Here is a 17,109-nt window from a genome sequence, read left to right as displayed (position 1 = left end):
CACTATACGTAAGCGACCTCAAAATGATGGCGTAAAGAGTTCGCTTGAGTCAGTACTGTGCAAAACAAAACGCCCCGCAAAAGCGAGGCGTTTTACTCTAACAAGGTGTCGATTAAGAATCGAACATTGCAGAGATTGATTCTTCATTGCTGATGCGGCGAATTGCTTCAGCCAGCATGCCTGACAACGTCAGCTGAGACACTTTACCCGTCGCTTGCATTTCTGCACTCAACGGGATTGAGTCGGTGACAATCACTTCGTCAATCACAGAATCTTTGATGTTTTGAGGCGCGTTACCTGAGAATACCGCGTGTGTTGCGTAAGCGAATACACGCTTCGCACCACGGTTTTTCAGCGCTTCTGCTGCTTTGCACAGAGTGCCACCGGTGTCGATCATGTCGTCAACGATGATGCAGTCACGGCCTTCAACGTCACCAATCAGGTGCATAACCTGAGACACGTTTGCACGTGGGCGGCGTTTATCGATGATAGCGATGTCAGTGTCGTCCAGCAGTTTTGCTGTTGCACGAGCACGCACAACACCACCGATGTCTGGAGAAACGACCACTGGATCTTCCAGTTTCTTCGCTAGCATATCTTCAAGCAGTACCGGTGTACCGAAGATGTTATCTACGGGTACATCGAAGAAGCCTTGGATTTGCTCTGCGTGCAGGTCAACCGTCAAAACGCGGTCAACACCGACGTTAGATAGGAAGTCTGCAATCACTTTCGCAGTGATTGGAACACGCGCAGAACGCACACGGCGGTCTTGGCGAGCGTAACCAAAGTAAGGAATAACTGCGGTGATGCGACCAGCAGATGCGCGACGCAGTGCATCGATCATCACAACCAATTCCATTAGGTTGTCATTGGTAGGTGCACACGTCGACTGGATAACGAATACGTCGCTACCCCGTACGTTTTCGTTGATTTGTACACACACTTCGCCGTCAGAAAAACGGCTAACGGTAGCGTCACCTAGTGACATATATAGGCGATTCGCAATGCGTTGGGCGAGCACAGGCGTTGCATTACCAGCAAACAGCTTCATATCAGGCACGGTGGAAAACCTCGGGGTTGTATCCATTGAGTTTTGTCTGTCTCATTGTTTCTGCGCTTTTAGCGTGGTTAAGAGCGGTGAAGTGTTCACACCACAAGCTACAAAACCAGTGAGCCAGTCGGGCAATTTGTTAAATGTTAAACGAGCGTCGTCCTCATTCTCGAACTCCGCGAAAATACAGGCACCCGTTCCAGTCAATCTTGACGGCGCGTATTCTACCAGCCACGAAATGGCCTTATCAACCTTTGGAAACAACTCTCTGACTATCTTTTCGCAATCGTTTTCGTAATTTCCCGCCAATAGCACATTTAATGCGCGTTTTGGCGTGTCTCGTGGCAGGTTAGGATGACCAAAAATTTTTGCTGTTGCGATACTAACATCAGGTTTTGCGACCAGATACCATTTTTCTTCAGCGTAGGCGGGTTGGAGTACTTCGCCAACACCTTCTGCAAACGCTGTCACACCGCGCACAAATACCGGGACATCTGCGCCCAGTGCTAGCCCAAGGTCTGCCAGTTCATCGCTTGATAGTGCCGTGTTCCAAAGGTGATTGAGTGCGACCAATGTGGTGGCTGCATTGGAAGAGCCCCCACCAAGCCCGCCACCCATTGGTAGCATTTTTTCAATGTGAATATGCGCGCCTTGCTTGCTGCCTGATTGGGCTTTTAGCGTCATTGCTGCGCGATAAATGAGATTATCTTCAACCGCTACCCCTTCGATGTCTGGCGATAGGGTGATTTTGTCTGTTTCATTGGGCGTGATATGTAACGTGTCGCCATAATCGAGAAATTGAAACAGCGTTTGTAAGTCGTGGTAGCCGTTTTCGCGCTGACCTGTGACATATAAAAAAAGATTCAGCTTGGCGGGGGAGGGCCAAGTGGTGGTGTCCGAGTATTGTTCTATTGCGGATTGTGTCATTGCGGGTAGATCCATTCGGAAATCACCAGATTCACTTTTTGCGTGTTCTGGTTCATTTTGATTTTGGCCGGAAGCAAACTGTCGGTGTTGGCATCATAGGTGCTGTATTCCAATTGCCAACCTGGCTGATTGGACTCGGCGCTGTTTTCGCTTAAAAAAGCCAGCCGATTATCGGCACCTAAGGTGAAATCGTTTTGCTCCGTTGGCAATCCTTTGATCCATTGCGTCATGTCGTCCACGGGTAAAGCAATACCGGTTAATTTTTCTAACAGGCTGGCGGCATCTCGCCCGACGTAACGCTGGCCTTCGTTATCCACCAAAATAGCGATGTCAGGCGTAGCCTCTAGCGTTAATAACGTCGTGCCAAGGAAATTAGTGAGCCTTAAAGAGAGTTCATCGTCTTTTTGTTGCCAGAGGAAGTTGGCGGAAACACGTTGTTCTGGACTGATCAGGGCCACTTTGCCTTTTGCGGTGAAGTTTGTAATACCAGCGAGCGCCTCTTGGTGGGTTTGCCACTCAGTAGACGGTGCAGGCACTGAAGTGCATCCCGAAAGAGCGAGAAAACCAAGCATGAAGGTCAGAGCAAGCTTGATAGAGCGAGACATGATGAAACTCCGTTTATATAGCGGTCGCGAACAATTATACAGATAATTATCGGCAATCATCAGTGGCTTATCCGCGACAGATCAAGAAAATTCACACAAACAGACAAATGAAACAGAAAGTTGGGCGACATCTTGAAATATAATCAATGATTAGTTGTTGAAAAAATGGACGAAAAATTCGCATTGAGTGCGAAATAGTCACACTTCTGGTTGTTAGCGGGAACAGGAAACTAATGTTATCTTTTATTCGACGAGCCCATAACGTAAAATCCACGGTTCGGATTTCATCTGGTGCTGTCGGTAACCCTGCTTAATGAGCTTGCTAGTTCTCGGAATTAATCATAAGACCGCTACGGTCGACTTGCGTGAAAAGGTCGCCTTTTCACAGCAACAACTTCGCGATGCACTACACCAGCTGAAAGAAAAGCAGGTCGTGCAGAGTGGGGTTATTGTATCTACCTGTAACCGAACCGAGATCTATTGTGAATTAGACCAACCTAGCCCAGGTGCAGTCGTGGATTGGCTTCGTGATTTCCACAGCCTGGACAGTGATGCCTTACTTCCTTGCTTATACACCCATCATGATCAAGCTGCTGCACAACACTTAATGCGTGTTGCCTGTGGGTTAGATTCGCTTGTGTTGGGAGAGCCTCAGATCCTTGGGCAAGTCAAACAAGCCTATGCGGAATCCGTTGAGCTCAATGCGATTAACGGCCCGTTAGAGCGTTTATTTCATAAAACCTTTACGGTTGCCAAGCGTGTTCGTACCGAAACTGATATTGGCGGCAACGCCGTTTCTGTTGCGTTTGCGGCTTGTTCCTTGGCGCGTCAGATCTTCGAATCTTTGGAAGCCTCAACCGCATTGCTAGTGGGAGCGGGTGAAACTATTGAACTGGTTGCTAAGCATTTGTATGAGCACGAATGTAAAAACATCATCGTAGCAAACCGAACGCGTGAAAGAGCCAAGCCGTTTGAAGATGCCTTTGGGGCAAAAGTGATCTCGTTGGAAGAAATTCCCGAGCACATGCACAAGGCCGATATCGTGATCAGCTCGACCGCCGCGCCATTGCCGATTATCGGTAAAGGGATGGTGGAAAAAGCCTTGAAAGCACGCCGGCATCAGCCCATGCTGCTGATCGACATTGCCGTGCCTCGTGATATTGAAGAAGAAGTGGGCGAGCTTAATGACGCCTATTTGTATACCGTCGATGATTTACACTCGATTGTCGAACGCAATCGAGAGCAACGAAAAGCCGCAGCCGTTCAGGCTGAAGCCATCGTTGAAGAAGAAAGCCATGGGTTTATGACCTGGATGCGCTCACGCGACGCCGTGGACAGCATTAAACAATATCGTGCAGATTCTGAAGCACTAAAAAATGAATTGCTCAGTAAAAGCCTACAGGCGCTGGCTAGCGGTGCAGACCCACAAAAAGTGCTGGCTGAACTGAGCAATAAACTGACCAATAAATTGATCCATGCGCCGACTCAGGCCATGCAGGAAGCTGCCAGAAATGGTGATGAGCGTACACTCGACACGCTGCGTCAGAGCTTAGGTTTGGATCCCCTAAAATAGTTGTAAAACTTACTATGAAACCATCTATTCTCGCCAAATTAGAAGCGCTCGCTGAGCGTTACGAAGAAGTACAACATCTACTGGGTGACCCTGGTGTTATCGGTGATCAGAACAGATTCCGCGCCTTGTCGAAAGAATACAGTCAGCTAGAAGAAGTGACCAAGTGCTTTGTCCTTTATCAGCAAGCTGAAGAAGACCTAGCCGCCGCAAAAGAAATGGCGGACGAAGACGATCCTGAAATGCGCGAAATGGCGCAAGAAGAAATCAAAACCACGAAAGTGGAAATCGAACGCCTAGAAGAAGAACTTCAAGTTCTGCTGCTGCCAAAAGACCCGAACGATGACCGCAACTGTTTTCTTGAAATTCGCGCCGGTGCAGGCGGTGATGAAGCGGGTATATTTGCAGGTGACTTGTTCCGCATGTACAGCCGTTTTGCAGAATCAAAAGGCTGGCGTGTTGAAGTCATTAACGCCAATAGCTCTGAGCAGGGCGGTTACAAAGAAATGGTTGCCAAGATCTCAGGTGATGGTGCTTACGGTGTGATGAAGTTTGAATCAGGTGGTCACCGAGTCCAGCGTGTGCCAGCAACAGAATCGCAAGGTCGTGTTCATACTTCTGCATGTACCGTCGCGATTTTGCCTGAGGTTCCAGAAGCGGAAGTTCCAGATATTAATCCATCTGATTTGAAAATTGACACCTTCCGTTCATCGGGCGCGGGTGGTCAGCACGTCAACACCACCGATTCTGCTATTCGTATTACTCACTTGCCAACGGGCACCGTGGTCGAATGTCAGGACGAACGTTCACAGCACAAAAACAAAGCCAAAGCGATGTCTGTGCTGGCCGCGCGTTTGATTAAAGCGCAAGAAGAGAAGCTGGCGGCAGAGCAGGCAAGCACACGACGTAACCTGTTGGGTTCTGGTGATCGTTCGGATCGTATCCGTACCTATAACTACCCGCAGAGCCGTGTGTCTGATCACCGTATCACCCTGACGGTATACCGCTTGGATGAAGTGATGGAAGGCAATATGAATTGCTTGATTGAGCCAATCGCTCTTGAGTTCCAAGCAGATCAACTGGCGGCGCTGGCTGAACAGCACTAATGCCAACCGTTATCGAACATGCGCTGCGTGATGCAGCACTTTTGTTAGCCGATCACCAAAGCCCGTCACCGAGGATTGATGCCTCGGTGTTGCTTTGTCATGTGCTTGATAAACCGAGCAGCTACTTGTACACCTGGTCGGACAAAGTCTTGTCTGAGCAAGAAAGCAAAGATTTTGATGCGCTGATTGAACGTCGAAAATTGGGCGAGCCTGTTGCGTACATTATTGGCTATCGTGATTTTTGGTCGTTGCGACTGAGTGTCGAACCCAGCACATTGATCCCACGTCCTGATACCGAACGATTGGTTGAATTGGCGTTGGCGCGTTTACCTACGGGTGAAGGGAATGTGTTAGATCTTGGCACAGGAACGGGTGCTATTGCGCTGTCTATGGCCAGTGAGCGTCGTGACATCCAAGTCACGGGTGTGGATTTGCGGCCTGAAGCAGTGGCACTGGCTCAACGCAATCAACGCGAAAACCACATTACCAATGCCCAATTTGTTCAAAGTAGCTGGTTTGATAAAATTCCTGCACAAACCTTTACCATGATTGTCAGTAACCCCCCGTATATCGACCCCGAAGACCCGCACCTTGCTCAAGGTGATGTGCGCTTTGAACCGAAAACGGCATTAATTGCAGATGAACATGGGTTGGCGGATATTCGCCACATTTGTCAGCAAAGCCCTCAGTATCTCAGTCGCGATGGCTGGCTATTGATTGAACATGGCTTCGATCAAGGTGATGCCGTCAGGGCACTGTTTACAGAGGCTGGATTTTACGATGTTGAAACCCAGCAAGACTATGCAGGACATGATCGTGTTACGCTAGGTCGTTCGACGCGCTAATACCCATTACCTCAAATATCTGCCGACAAGTAAAGTTGCCGATAGATACGACTATCAATAACGAAATAGAGAATTACGGATTATGTACGCTGCATTGAAGCACTCCCACTTTTTGTTTATCGCCTTGAGTGTAAGCCTTTTTATCCTTCGTTTTGCGTGGCTTATGATGGGCAGCAAAATGTTGGAAAAAAAGTGGGTTAAAGTCGTTCCACACATTATTGATACTGGATTGTTAGCAACGGGGATCGCGCTGATCGCCATCACTGGCTTTATTCCCTTCACGCCAAGCGCCGTTTGGATGACAGAGAAATTGACCTGTGTACTGGCTTATATCGCGCTGGGATACGTGGCTCTGCATTACAGCCAGGGCACACTGTTTAGACTCTTTGCCTTTTTTGGTGCTTTAGGTTGGGTATTTGCGGCCGCTAACTTAGCGATCACCAAAACACCGCAGTTGTTGGGGTAAATATGATCGAGTTTACTGATCAGGAATTAGATGCGCTAACGATGGTCGAGGGTGCATTAGCACTCAATGCCGCCGTTGATCCCGCCACATCCATGCATTGGGTGCGTGCGGAGCTAGAAGTGCTTGCCAAGGATGCTGAACATCTTTTGGCGGGAGAAACCAATGATGAGCTTCGGCTGGAAGGCTTAATCCGCCTATTCTACAAAGAATGGGGATTCAAAGGAGACTTCGAACAATACTTTTCATCCGACAATGCCTTTGTCGAAAAAGTATTGAAGCGTCGCAAAGGTATCCCGGTAAGTCTGGGCGCCATTTTCCTTTTCTTTGCTGATCGCTTGGATTTACCGCTAGAACCTGTTGGTTTTCCCACTCAGCTAATCTTGAAAGTGGATTGGCATCATCGCGAAGCGCAGTATATTAACCCGTTTGATGGCGAGTTTTTATCACCACGTGTGTTGCGCGGTTGGCTAGTGGGCAAAGAAGGCTCAATGGCACAGCTACAACCCGAACACCTTGAAGGAACGGATAACCCGACCTTGATTGGCCGTTGGTTGGCAGTGATTAAAAGCGCATTGCTTCGTGAAGAAAATTACGCCATGGCGTTACGCTGCAGTGAGCTAGCATTGTCCTTTAGCCCTGATGATCCTTATGAAATTCGAGACCGTGGCTATATCTTCCAGCAGCTAAAATGTGACTGGGTTGCGGCAGAAGACTACGAATACTTTATTGCTCAGTGTCCCAATGATCCGGCCGCTGAGCTTTTGAAACTGCAGGTCAAAGTGTTGACTGCAGAAGCCCCTATTTTCCATTAATCAGGAATGTAGCATGACAGCACAAAAAACAGTTCAGATTGGCGATATTAACGTTGCTAACGACAAGCCATTTGTTCTTTTTGCCGGAATGAATGTGTTGGAGTCTCGCGATCTTGCGATGCAGATTTGTGAGCATTACGCGGAAGTGACGCAAAAACTGGGTATTCCATACGTTTTTAAAGCGTCTTTCGACAAAGCTAACCGCTCATCAGTGCATTCTTATCGTGGTCCAGGCCTCGATGAAGGCATGAAAATCTTTCAAGAGCTGAAAGAAACGTTCGGCGTGAAAGTGATCACCGACGTTCATGAAATTTGGCAAGCACAGCCAGTTTCTGAAGTGGTTGATGTGATTCAACTACCGGCATTCCTTGCACGTCAAACCGACCTGGTGGAAGCGTTTGCGAAAACCAATGCTGTTATCAACGTGAAAAAACCTCAGTTCATGAGCCCAGGTCAGGTTGGCAACATCGTCGACAAGTTTGCTGAGTGCGGAAACGAAAAAATTATTCTGTGTGAGCGTGGCTCATGCATGGGCTATGACAACTTGGTTGTTGATATGCTGGGCTTTGACGTAATGAAAAAAGCCAGCAATGGCAGCCCAATCATCTTTGATGTGACGCATTCACTGCAATGCCGTGACCCGTTGGGTGCAGCATCGGGTGGTCGTCGTTCACAAACTGTGGATTTGGCGCGTGCAGGTTTAGGCACCAAGATTGCGGGTCTGTTTATTGAAGCACACCCAGATCCAGACAACGCGCGTTGTGACGGACCTTCTGCCTTGCCACTGGATAAGCTAGAGCCATTCTTAAAGCAAATGAAAGCACTGGACGATCTGGTGAAAAGCTTTGATGAATTAGATATTCGCTAAGGCGTTTATTGCGTTAGCTTATCAGGCAAACTGATACAAAATAAAAGCCGGCTTACGCCGGCTTTTTTACGTTTTGTTGTCGTCATTACCTTGATGCGTTGGCATCAATTTTTACTACAAGTGGAAGCGAGAAATTTCAGCATTCAGTTGTTTGGACAATTGGGAAAGCTCACTTGCTTGTTGGGATGCGTCGTTGGCTTCTTGTGCCAATTCATCTGACGCACTGCGCACAGCTTCTGTATTGCGTGTTATTTCTGCTGTTACCAGAGATTGCTCTTCTGCAGCGGAAGCAATTTGTGTGGCCATGTCACTGATGGTGGAAACCGAGGTCGTGATTTGTGACAAGCTGTCGGTGGCGCTATTCGCATCTTCAACGCTGGTGGTCGCAAGGTGGCGGCTGCCTTCCATGATTTTAACTGCAGAATGGGTGGTGCTTTGCAGTGTTTCAATGGTGGACTGAATTTCGCGGGTTGAATCATGTGTGCGCTGACTGAGCACACGAACTTCATCTGCAACTACCGCAAAGCCACGACCTTGCTCACCTGCGCGGGCCGCTTCAATGGCCGCATTCAACGCCAATAGGTTAGTTTGCTCTGCTATGTCCTGAATGGTCGACAAGATAGAGTTGATGCTTTGGGTGTGCGATTGCAGCTCCGCAATAACCGAGGTTGCTGACTCCACCTCTACGGACAGATTGCCGATAGATTGTTGACTCTGCATAACCTGGGATGCGCCTGATTCAGAAGACCCAACAGCCTCTTTTGACAGTTGTGCGGTATTTTCTGCGCTGCCTGCGATTTCTTGTGTCGCTGCTGCCATTTGATTAATGGCGGTGGCAACCATGCTGATTTCATCTTGCTGACCACGAATACGTGCGCTGCGAATACCTGCTTGGTCGGCTGCGTTATTCGCTTGCACTGACAGTGACTCACCTACATCTTTTAGATGCGAGACCATCGTGTGCATATTGGTAACAAAGGTATTGAAGTTATGGGCAAGTTGACCCACTTCATCATTGCTGTGAGGGGTGAGACGCTGTGTTAAATCCGCATCACCACTGGCAATTTCTGCCATTGCAGTAGCCACACGGTTCAGATCGCGAAACAGTACATTCACCAGCCACACTGATAGCACTAAAACCACCAGTGTCACGGCAAGACTGGTTAAAATCAGAGTGGTCACAGCACTGTGATGTTCCGCCAGTTCCGTTTCCATATCCAACTCAATACCGATAAACCATTGGGCTAGTGGTAATTCAGTAAAGAAGTAGGCTTTGTTGCTGCCATTGAGTGTGGTTTGTACCAATTCGCTGTTCTGCGTGGCTTGACGAACAACAGAAAGGTTTAGCGCGGGATTGTATTGGGTGACAGGCCTGCTATTTAGGGCTGGATCTCTATGCGCGATTAGCGTGCCACTGTCACTAAACAGCATGCCGAATGCATTTTCACCAAAATTAAACTGAGACAAATCACTGACGACTTTGCGAAGACTGATATCTCCGCCGACAACGCCGGTCAGCTGACCATTTTGATACACGGGTGTGGCAACAGTAACCATGGTTTCGCCTGTTAGCGCATCACGGTATGGGTCGGTACAAATCGTCTTGCCTTCTTTGACTGCTTCAAGGTACCAAGGACGCTGACGAGGGTCGATGTCTACGCTTGCGCCGTTCGCCAATACAAGTGTGCCATCGGTTTGCGCATAAAACGTCATCGCAAACTTGCCTGATAATTGCAGCATTTCCAGGGCGTTGATTTCATCATTGTGGGGCATGGTTTGAATGAAGCCAGACATCGCCACCGAGTGCGCCTCTAACCAATCAGTGAATCCCACTTTAGCGACTTCAGACATACTTTTCACGCGATACTCTAGGCTCTGTTGAGTTTGCGTAGACAGTTGATTGGCTGCCAGTAATGAGAGAACAGTTGCCATTGCCATCACGGCAACAAGGCAAGTGCCTATGAGTTTTTGTTTGAGTGTCATCTTACGTTCCTTGCAGCTTACTCGAGAATTCAAAGGAAAGGCGCCAAAGGGGCCAATCGCTATGTTGTTATTGTCAATATTGTTATTTGTATGACGTGTGGTATCGGCACTGATAGTGAATGCTTTAGCAAAAAGACATCATAGTGTGAGCTTGTTTCAAACCAAGAAGTGTGGGCAATGAAGATAAATATATGCGGACGTTTAGACGTCTATTTATTGACGTGATGGGCGTTTCCTTTTACTCTGCGTCCAACTTCACAAAATATATGCAACATGACATGACACAGAAGCAATCCGACATTACACCTTCAGCGCTCGCGCTGCTGCCCTTTGGGGTTTTCCTGTGCCTGTTCATTGGTACGGGCGTATATTTCTCCACTCAGAATATTGAATTCGCGTTTTATCAGCTCCCAGCACCGATAGCGGTATTGCCTGCCATCATGCTGGCGGTGTTGATGAGCAAAGATAAATTGAACACAGCGATTGGCCAGTTTATTGAAGGTGTGTCGCACCGTGACATAACGGCAATGTGTCTGATTTATCTGTTGGCCGGTGCATTCTCTGCGGTCGCAAAAGCGACGGGCGGGGTGGATGCGACCGTTAATTTAGGCTTGGCGATACTCCCTTCTAGTTTCATTCTGCCAGGCTTATTCCTCATTTCTGCCTTCATTGCGACATCAATGGGGACGTCCATGGGCACCATCGCCGCCGTTGCGCCTGTTGCGCTGGGAATAGCCGATAGCACGGGTATAGATGCCGCGTTGATGGCAGGTGTGGTATTGAGCGGCGCGATGTTTGGTGACAATCTTTCGATCATTTCAGACACCACCATTGCGGCAACGCGTTCGCAAGGGTGTCACATGAAAGACAAATTTCGAGAGAACGTAAAAATTGCGGTCCCTGCAGCGTTGGTGACATTGTTGATTTTCTTCTTTGCTAATGAAGTCACACAAGCCCCAGTGGCAGGTGAGATTGATTGGTTAGCCGTGTTGCCTTATTTAACTATTCTGGCGTTGGCGGTATACGGCATTAATGTGTTTGTGGTGCTGACTATCGGCATTGTATTCGCAGGAGTAGTGGGCTTGGCGCAAACCGATGGCTACAGCGTGATGACATTCAGTCAGGATGTTTACGCGGGCTTTGGCAACATGCAGGAGATCTTCCTGTTGTCTTTGCTTATCGGAGGTCTGGCTGAGTTGATGCGTCAGCAGGGCGGGCTTGCTTTTGTTACTGAGAAACTAAGCAAACTTATCTTGTCACGTGCGGACAAGTCGGCTGAAAAAGGCTCACCGCGTGCGAGTGAAGCGGGTATCGCGCTTCTTGTTAGCTTGACGAATTTCTGCACTGCCAATAACACGGTGGCGATCATTGTGGCTGGTGGTGTGGCGAAAGAGTTGTCAACGCAACATGATGTGGCACCAAAACGCAGTGCAAGCTTGTTGGATATATTCTCCTGTGTCATCCAAGGCATGTTGCCTTATGGCGCTCAAGCATTGCTATTGGGGTCTATTTTTGAATTGTCGCCACTTTCCGTGGTTGGACAGTCTTATTACTGTTTCCTTTTGGCGATATCCGCAGGTTTTGCCATCGCGCGCTCAAAGCGACAACTCGCGGCGAAATAACCACCACAAACACCCTGTAGCGGGCATTAGATGTCTACCTATAGGGTGTTTTTCAGTGATCTGGGCGGCAGTTTGTTGAAAGAACAATGTGATGATTAACGGATATATTTAGACTGTTTCGTGAAAATGACGAAAATCTTCGTTAATCAATCTAGAAGCTAGACATACGCTAGCTTTAAAGTTCTCAACAAATATAGGTACACCCATGAAGGATCGCCTTTCTCTGAAAGTAGCCATTAGTGCTGCATTGCTGGCCTCATTGGCTGGCTGTTCAACCACCACTGAAACAACGGAAGTTGTGCAAGGTTGGCAACCAGATACCACCTATAACGTCACTATTCTTCATACCAATGATAACCATGGTCGCTTTTGGCATAATCGCCATGGCGAGTACGGTATGGCAGCACGTAAGACGCTTATCGACCACTTACGCACGGAAGCTGAAGCGCAGGGTGCCTCGGTGCTGTTGCTGTCTGGCGGTGACATAAATACAGGTGTTCCAGAGTCTGATTTACTTGACGCAGAACCAGATTTCAAGGGTATGACCATGATTGGTTATGACGCGATGGCTCTGGGCAACCACGAATTTGATAACACGCTCGACGTGCTAGAAAAGCAAATGCAGTGGGCTGACTTCCCAATGCTGTCAGCGAATATTTACGACAAAGCGACGGGTGAACGTAAATATCAGGCCTACGAAATTTTCGAAAAGAATGGGCTACGCATTGCGGTTATCGGTTTGACTACCGAAGACACAGCAAAAATCGGTAATCCAGAATACATTGGCGAGCTAGATTTTCGTGATCCAAAAGAAGAAGCGAAAAAGCTGATTGCTGAGCTAGAGAAAACCGTAAAGCCTGACATCATCATTGCGACCACACACATGGGTCACTATGAAGATGGTAATCGTGGCGTGAACGCGCCGGGTGACGTGGCGCTTGCGCGTTATCTTGACGGTGGTTCGCTGGATATGATTGTGGGTGGTCACTCACAAGAGCCAGTGTGCATGGAAGGTCCAAACGTATACAGCAAGTCGTTCAAACCGGGTGATGAGTGTAAGCCAGACAACCAAAACGGCACTTGGATTGTTCAAGCGCACGAATGGGGTAAGTACGTTGGTAAGGCAGACTTTGAATTCCGTAACGGCGAATTGAACTTAGTGTCTTACGACCTGATCCCCGTAAACCTGAAGAAAAAAATAAAGGTTAACGGCGAGAAGAAGCGAGTCTTTATCGAGAGCGAGATTCCTAAAGACAAAGAGATTTATGACTTCCTTAAACCTTACCAAGACAAAGGCCAAGATCAGCTAAACATCAAGATCGCGGAAACCAACGGAAAACTGGAAGGTGATCGCAACGTGGTACGTTTCCAGCAAACTAATCTGGGCCGTATGATTGCCGCTGCACACCAAGAACGTGCGAAAGCAGATTTTGCCGTGATGAACTCAGGCGGCGTGCGTGATTCTATCGAAGGCGGTGACGTGACTTACAAAGACGTCCTGACCGTTCAGCCGTTTGGAAATATGCTGACTTACACCGACATGAGCGGTGCTGAAGTATTGGACTATCTGAATGTGGTTGCGACAAAATCCGTTGATTCTGGTGCCTATGCGCAATTTTATGGTGTTGCGATGAGTGTTTCTCCAGAAGGCGTGAGTGACGTTGTGATTGGTGGAGAGCCACTGGATCCAAATAAAACGTACCGTTTCACCGTGCCAAGCTATAACGCAGCAGGCGGTGATGGCTATCCAAAAATTGCCGATCACCCTGGCAACGTCAACACGGGTTTTGTAGATGCGGAAGTGCTTAAAGACTTCTTAGAGAAAAACTCGCCAATTGATGTGAACAAGTATGAGCCAACTGGCGATATCGTTTACAAGTAAAGACTTGTGAATTGAAGTGCAAGTAAACACTTGCACTATCACGCTCTGGCTAAAAAGGCACTGGTGACAGTGCCTTTTTTTATGTCATTATCGCAACAGTATTAGTAAGGTCATTGGCTGTAACATGTTAACTGGCCTTCGCCACGCTCGAGAGAAATTATTATGACACCGGCCATTACCCTCGCAGAGAAGTCAGGCATCGCATTCCACGTGCATAGCTATGAGCATGACCCTAACAACACTCATTTCGGCCTAGAAGCGGCATCTGTGCTTGGGCAAGATCCTACGCGTGTGTTCAAGACCCTGCTGTTTGCCATGAATGGCGACCCTAAAAAGCTCGGCGTGGCGATTGTTCCCGTTGTGGGGCAATTGGATTTAAAAGCGACTGCCAAGGCGGCGGGTGCCAAAAAGGCGGAAATGGCGAACCCCGACATCGCAGAAAAAACCACGGGTTATGTCGTGGGAGGGATCAGTCCACTGGGTCAGAAAAAGCGTTTGCCGACATTGCTTGATGCCAGCGCTGCACACTTTAAGACGATTTATGTCAGTGCGGGTCGTCGTGGACTAGAGATCGAGCTATCACCATCGGATTTAGTGGCGTTAACCCAAGGGAAGATGGCTTCAATTGGAAAGGAGAGCAAATGATGCACAAAGGGTTACCCGCATTCATGCTAGTGTGCTTACCTTTTTCTGCCGCGGCGGAGAAACCAGAATCAGCACTTTTGACGTGTTACAAAGCGTTTGAAACCCATGTTGAAGTGACTGCCTGTCTCGATAACCACTGGCAGATGGCGCAGGCTAAACTGGAAAAAACGGTGGCGGCACTCAACGCTCACTTTATTAAGCTGGATCAAATGTCATCGTCTTCTAACGCTGTTGCAGCAGAAGGTAAAGCGGTCGCTGGTTTCAATGTGTGGCGTGAAGAGCAATGTAAAATGGTCGAGGCCAGTTATGCATCTGGTTCAGGCAGTGGGCAAGGCTACCTTAGCTGTATGCTTGAACTCACCAATGAGCAAATTGTTCGCTTAAATAGCCTAATGGGCATGAAGAGGAGTGTGAAGTGAGCCTGTCTGTATGGCTAAGTTTGGTATTGGTATGTCTGTTAGGCGCAATGTCACCGGGACCTAGCTTAGTTGTTATGGTTCGTCACAGTCTTGCGGGTGGTCGATTACACGGCATTGTCGCAGCATGGGCGCATGCATTGGGTGTTGGCTTTTATGCGCTATTAACCTTGCTTGGGTTGGCTGTGATTTTAAAAGAATCGCCGATGGTATTTACGTTTATTACCTATGCAGGTGCTGCTTACCTTGCTTGGCTAGGGATTAAGTCGCTGCGTGCAAAAGGTGGCGTTGCGGCGAAACTTGAAAAAGGCGAGAAAACGACGTTATTGGAAGCGGCACGAGATGGCGCAATGATTTCGGTGCTTAATCCAAAACTGGCGTTGTTCTTTTTAGCGTTGTTCAGCCAGTTTGTCGCCATTGGTACGGATACCTTTAGCCGATCTGTCATTGTGATCACGCCGTTCTTGATTGATGGGCTTTGGTATACGCTCGTCGCACTGGCTCTGTCATCCAGCCGTATGTTAGAAACGCTAAAACAAAATGCGGTATTGATTGATAAGCTATGCGGGTTAGTGCTGCTCGGGTTAGCTGCTCGTGTGATTGTGACCCTATAGGCTAGCAATCGTGTCAGTCGATTTGGCTGCGTATCAAACAACAAAAAAGGAGCGATGTATTCGCTCCTTTTTACGTTATTCGTGTCATTTGTTATCAGTGATGACGGACGCTAACTGCGGCGGTTCAAGTGGCGATCGCGCGTTTCTAGCTTTTTTTCTTGGCTCTTTTTAATCAAAACGTACACTGCACCTGCACCGCCCTGATGGCGTAGTGCTGAGTGGAAACATTGCACATCACTGATCTGTTCAAGCCACTGACAGACATAACTCTTCATTTGAGCCTGTGGTGTTGAACGTTCACCTTTTCCATGTACAACGATAACAGTGCGAATGTCCATACGTTGGCATTGTTTCAGGAATTTGAGGATTTCTTCACGCGCGTCCTTCAAAGTGAACTTGTGAAGATCCAGTCGCGCTTGGATATCATACTTGCCTAAACGCAGTTTTTTGAACACACCATCTTGTACACCTGCACGCTTGTAACCAACGGTATCTTCCGGCTTAAGCATCTTGGCATAATCAAGAGAAAGGTACTGAGGATCGCCGTCAGAGAGTCGCTGCGCAGCAAGTTGACGAGCAAGCTGTGCGTCAGAGGGTTTGTGCGGATGGCTGGTTCTTTCCACCGTATCGTGATCAATCGGCGCTACATCAGCCATCATTTCCCGAAAAATATCGGACTCATTATTACCGTTCATAGTCGTTACGGATTGGTGAAGCATCGCTGGAGTATAATTGTAATTTGCGCGCAGGTCTTGTAGATCGTGCCGCGGAAAATGCAGAAATGGGAAAAATTGCGGCAAACTTCTTTTCTTGTAATGAGAAAAAAAAGGCCAGAGCGCCTTGTATACTCTGGCGTAAGCAACCAAATTTTTCAGTTAGCAGCTTCAATGAAATTAGTGCGTTTCAGGCTCTTGAAGCGCTTTGTAAACAAAGAAACCACCCATAAACGTGATCATGCCAATAGCAACAAAAATGACGATCATTGAGGAGAGGCCAATTGCGTTTCCGAAAAGTAGGTCTAACCAGAAGTCCATTTTTGTGATTCCTATGTCTGTGAAAGTTAAGACTAGGTTGCCAATTGGTGAACGATTCATCGATGATCCAGATCAAGTGAACAGCGTGTTAGTGCCACGTGACAATTCAACTGTGTTCAAGGTCGCAATTTGCCTCGGATTGGTGATCCTTTGAGCGAACGGTCCGTAACGAGCAAAAATGATGATAAAATACTTGAGTCTCGTACAAGGATGAGTATTATAGCGACCTCTGAGACGCATTGCGTAAACAGAGATTGTCGGTGAATAGCGCAGTTTTGTGGCGCATCCGGCTCTTGGGAGTAGTGGACCAGAGGGTGACCCTCTGATAGCGCTTCGAAGAAACACAAAAATATTCGGTGAATAGCGCAGCTTGGTAGCGCATCTGGTTTGGGACCAGAGGGTCGGGGGTTCGAATCCCTCTTCACCGACCACTATTTAAAGTGGTGAGATATCAATGAACGAGTTTCAAGATCGTCTTATCATTAGTTAGCTTAACGGCTGACAAAGAACAAAGTTCGGTGAATAGCGCAGCTTAGTAGCGCATCCGGATCTTGGGAATAGCGGAGCAGAGGGTGACCCTCTGAAAGCATCTCAAAAAAACGCAAAATCTCGGTGAATAGCGCAGCTTGGTAGCGCATCTGGTTTGGGACCAGAGGGTCGGGG

The 17,109-nt window shown here is 48.0% G+C and carries 17 protein-coding genes and 1 tRNA gene; 12 read left to right on the top strand and 6 right to left on the bottom strand.

Annotation, left to right across the window (positions count from 1 at the left end; translation table 11 throughout):
* Positions 1 to 112 precede the first annotated feature (112 nt).
* The 3 genes from ACED36_RS06050 to lolB are packed head-to-tail and all read right to left on the bottom strand — an operon-like array spanning position 113 to position 2,583.
* Positions 113 to 1,060 (bottom strand): ribose-phosphate pyrophosphokinase, encoded by a 948-nt coding sequence (locus ACED36_RS06050; RefSeq protein WP_026024034.1) that lies wholly within the window; start codon positions 1,058 to 1,060, stop codon positions 113 to 115.
* Positions 1,061 to 1,102: 42 nt separating this feature from the next.
* The gene (gene ispE / locus ACED36_RS06045) at positions 1,103 to 1,978 is read right to left on the bottom strand and encodes a 4-(cytidine 5'-diphospho)-2-C-methyl-D-erythritol kinase (protein ID WP_016960615.1); all 876 of its coding nucleotides are present in this window, start codon (positions 1,976 to 1,978) and stop codon (positions 1,103 to 1,105) included.
* Positions 1,975 to 2,583: a lipoprotein insertase outer membrane protein LolB gene (gene lolB / locus ACED36_RS06040; protein WP_016960616.1), complete on the bottom strand. Its 609-nt coding sequence runs from the start codon at positions 2,581 to 2,583 to the stop codon at positions 1,975 to 1,977. Before lolB ends, ispE begins: the two co-directional genes overlap by 4 nt.
* Positions 2,584 to 2,896: 313 nt before the next feature.
* On the opposite strand from lolB, the gene hemA reads away from it, so the two are divergent.
* The 6 genes from hemA to kdsA all read left to right on the top strand — a co-directional run bounded on the left by hemA (position 2,897) and on the right by kdsA (position 8,250).
* Positions 2,897 to 4,156 (top strand): glutamyl-tRNA reductase, encoded by a 1,260-nt coding sequence (gene hemA / locus ACED36_RS06035; RefSeq protein ID WP_016960617.1) that lies wholly within the window; start codon positions 2,897 to 2,899, stop codon positions 4,154 to 4,156.
* Between the two features lie 14 nt (positions 4,157 to 4,170).
* On the top strand, positions 4,171 to 5,259 hold the full coding sequence (gene prfA / locus ACED36_RS06030) for a peptide chain release factor 1 (protein ID WP_016960618.1): 1,089 nt from the start codon (positions 4,171 to 4,173) through the stop codon (positions 5,257 to 5,259).
* On the top strand, positions 5,259 to 6,104 hold the full coding sequence (gene prmC / locus ACED36_RS06025; RefSeq protein ID WP_017004704.1) for a peptide chain release factor N(5)-glutamine methyltransferase: 846 nt from the start codon (positions 5,259 to 5,261) through the stop codon (positions 6,102 to 6,104). The genes prfA and prmC overlap by 1 nt, the downstream gene beginning before the upstream one ends.
* An 82-nt stretch (positions 6,105 to 6,186) precedes the next feature.
* Positions 6,187 to 6,570, top strand: a complete 384-nt coding sequence (locus ACED36_RS06020; RefSeq protein ID WP_016960620.1) for a SirB2 family protein — start codon at positions 6,187 to 6,189, stop codon at positions 6,568 to 6,570.
* Positions 6,571 to 6,572: 2 nt separating this feature from the next.
* Complete coding sequence (locus ACED36_RS06015) at positions 6,573 to 7,382, top strand: SirB1 family protein (RefSeq protein WP_016960621.1); 810 nt, start codon at positions 6,573 to 6,575, stop codon at positions 7,380 to 7,382.
* 13 nt (positions 7,383 to 7,395) lie between these two features.
* Positions 7,396 to 8,250, top strand: coding sequence for a 3-deoxy-8-phosphooctulonate synthase (gene kdsA, locus ACED36_RS06010; protein ID WP_016960622.1), 855 nt, complete (start codon positions 7,396 to 7,398; stop codon positions 8,248 to 8,250).
* Positions 8,251 to 8,364: 114 nt separating this feature from the next.
* On the opposite strand, the gene ACED36_RS06005 is transcribed toward kdsA, so the two are convergent.
* Positions 8,365 to 10,233, bottom strand: a complete 1,869-nt coding sequence (locus ACED36_RS06005) for a methyl-accepting chemotaxis protein (RefSeq protein WP_371732934.1) — start codon at positions 10,231 to 10,233, stop codon at positions 8,365 to 8,367.
* Between the two features lie 278 nt (positions 10,234 to 10,511).
* Here ACED36_RS06005 and ACED36_RS06000 point away from each other — a divergent pair, with 278 nt between their 5' ends.
* The 5 genes from ACED36_RS06000 to ACED36_RS05980 all read left to right on the top strand — a co-directional run bounded on the left by ACED36_RS06000 (position 10,512) and on the right by ACED36_RS05980 (position 15,412).
* A complete protein-coding gene (locus ACED36_RS06000; protein ID WP_026024035.1) occupies positions 10,512 to 11,855 on the top strand; it encodes a Na+/H+ antiporter NhaC family protein in 1,344 nt (447 codons plus the stop codon).
* A 205-nt stretch (positions 11,856 to 12,060) separates the two neighbouring features.
* Positions 12,061 to 13,737, top strand: coding sequence for a bifunctional UDP-sugar hydrolase/5'-nucleotidase UshA (ushA, locus tag ACED36_RS05995; RefSeq protein ID WP_371732933.1), 1,677 nt, complete (start codon positions 12,061 to 12,063; stop codon positions 13,735 to 13,737).
* Between the two features lie 162 nt (positions 13,738 to 13,899).
* A complete protein-coding gene (gene ybaK / locus ACED36_RS05990) occupies positions 13,900 to 14,382 on the top strand; it encodes a Cys-tRNA(Pro) deacylase (RefSeq protein WP_371732932.1) in 483 nt (160 codons plus the stop codon).
* Positions 14,379 to 14,801, top strand: coding sequence for a lysozyme inhibitor LprI family protein (locus ACED36_RS05985; RefSeq protein WP_016960627.1), 423 nt, complete (start codon positions 14,379 to 14,381; stop codon positions 14,799 to 14,801). Before ybaK ends, ACED36_RS05985 begins: the two co-directional genes overlap by 4 nt.
* Positions 14,798 to 15,412 (top strand): LysE family translocator, encoded by a 615-nt coding sequence (locus tag ACED36_RS05980; protein ID WP_016960628.1) that lies wholly within the window; start codon positions 14,798 to 14,800, stop codon positions 15,410 to 15,412. The genes ACED36_RS05985 and ACED36_RS05980 overlap by 4 nt, the downstream gene beginning before the upstream one ends.
* Positions 15,413 to 15,522: 110 nt before the next feature.
* On the opposite strand, the gene smrA is transcribed toward ACED36_RS05980, so the two are convergent.
* Entirely contained in the window at positions 15,523 to 16,107 is a 585-nt protein-coding gene (gene smrA, locus ACED36_RS05975; protein WP_083248031.1) for a DNA endonuclease SmrA, read from the bottom strand.
* 198 nt (positions 16,108 to 16,305) lie between these two features.
* Entirely contained in the window at positions 16,306 to 16,446 is a 141-nt protein-coding gene (locus ACED36_RS05970) for a DUF3149 domain-containing protein (protein ID WP_016960630.1), read from the bottom strand.
* Positions 16,447 to 16,800: 354 nt separating this feature from the next.
* Here ACED36_RS05970 and ACED36_RS05965 point away from each other — a divergent pair.
* A tRNA-Pro gene (locus ACED36_RS05965) sits at positions 16,801 to 16,877 on the top strand.
* Positions 16,878 to 17,109: the final 232 nt, after the last annotated feature.

The sequence above is a fragment of the Enterovibrio sp. FF113 genome (genome assembly GCF_041439165.1).
GTDB lineage: Bacteria > Pseudomonadota > Gammaproteobacteria > Enterobacterales > Vibrionaceae > Enterovibrio > Enterovibrio norvegicus_A.
The sequence above is the reverse complement of the archived record's forward strand: the minus strand, read 5'-3'. Positions and strand labels throughout refer to the sequence as shown.

Coding starts and splice junctions, on each gene's coding strand:
- ispE (WP_016960615.1), bottom strand. CDS start 1,978: ATGACACAATCCGCAATAGAACAATACTCGGACACCACCACTTGGCCC.
- lolB (WP_016960616.1), bottom strand. CDS start 2,583: ATGTCTCGCTCTATCAAGCTTGCTCTGACCTTCATGCTTGGTTTTCTC.
- hemA (WP_016960617.1), top strand. CDS start 2,897: ATGAGCTTGCTAGTTCTCGGAATTAATCATAAGACCGCTACGGTCGAC.
- prfA (WP_016960618.1), top strand. CDS start 4,171: ATGAAACCATCTATTCTCGCCAAATTAGAAGCGCTCGCTGAGCGTTAC.
- prmC (WP_017004704.1), top strand. CDS start 5,259: ATGCCAACCGTTATCGAACATGCGCTGCGTGATGCAGCACTTTTGTTA.
- ACED36_RS06020 (WP_016960620.1), top strand. CDS start 6,187: ATGTACGCTGCATTGAAGCACTCCCACTTTTTGTTTATCGCCTTGAGT.
- ACED36_RS06015 (WP_016960621.1), top strand. CDS start 6,573: ATGATCGAGTTTACTGATCAGGAATTAGATGCGCTAACGATGGTCGAG.
- kdsA (WP_016960622.1), top strand. CDS start 7,396: ATGACAGCACAAAAAACAGTTCAGATTGGCGATATTAACGTTGCTAAC.
- ACED36_RS06005 (WP_371732934.1), bottom strand. CDS start 10,233: ATGACACTCAAACAAAAACTCATAGGCACTTGCCTTGTTGCCGTGATG.
- ACED36_RS06000 (WP_026024035.1), top strand. CDS start 10,512: ATGACACAGAAGCAATCCGACATTACACCTTCAGCGCTCGCGCTGCTG.
- ushA (WP_371732933.1), top strand. CDS start 12,061: ATGAAGGATCGCCTTTCTCTGAAAGTAGCCATTAGTGCTGCATTGCTG.
- ybaK (WP_371732932.1), top strand. CDS start 13,900: ATGACACCGGCCATTACCCTCGCAGAGAAGTCAGGCATCGCATTCCAC.
- ACED36_RS05985 (WP_016960627.1), top strand. CDS start 14,379: ATGATGCACAAAGGGTTACCCGCATTCATGCTAGTGTGCTTACCTTTT.
- smrA (WP_083248031.1), bottom strand. CDS start 16,107: ATGAACGGTAATAATGAGTCCGATATTTTTCGGGAAATGATGGCTGAT.
- ACED36_RS05970 (WP_016960630.1), bottom strand. CDS start 16,446: ATGGACTTCTGGTTAGACCTACTTTTCGGAAACGCAATTGGCCTCTCC.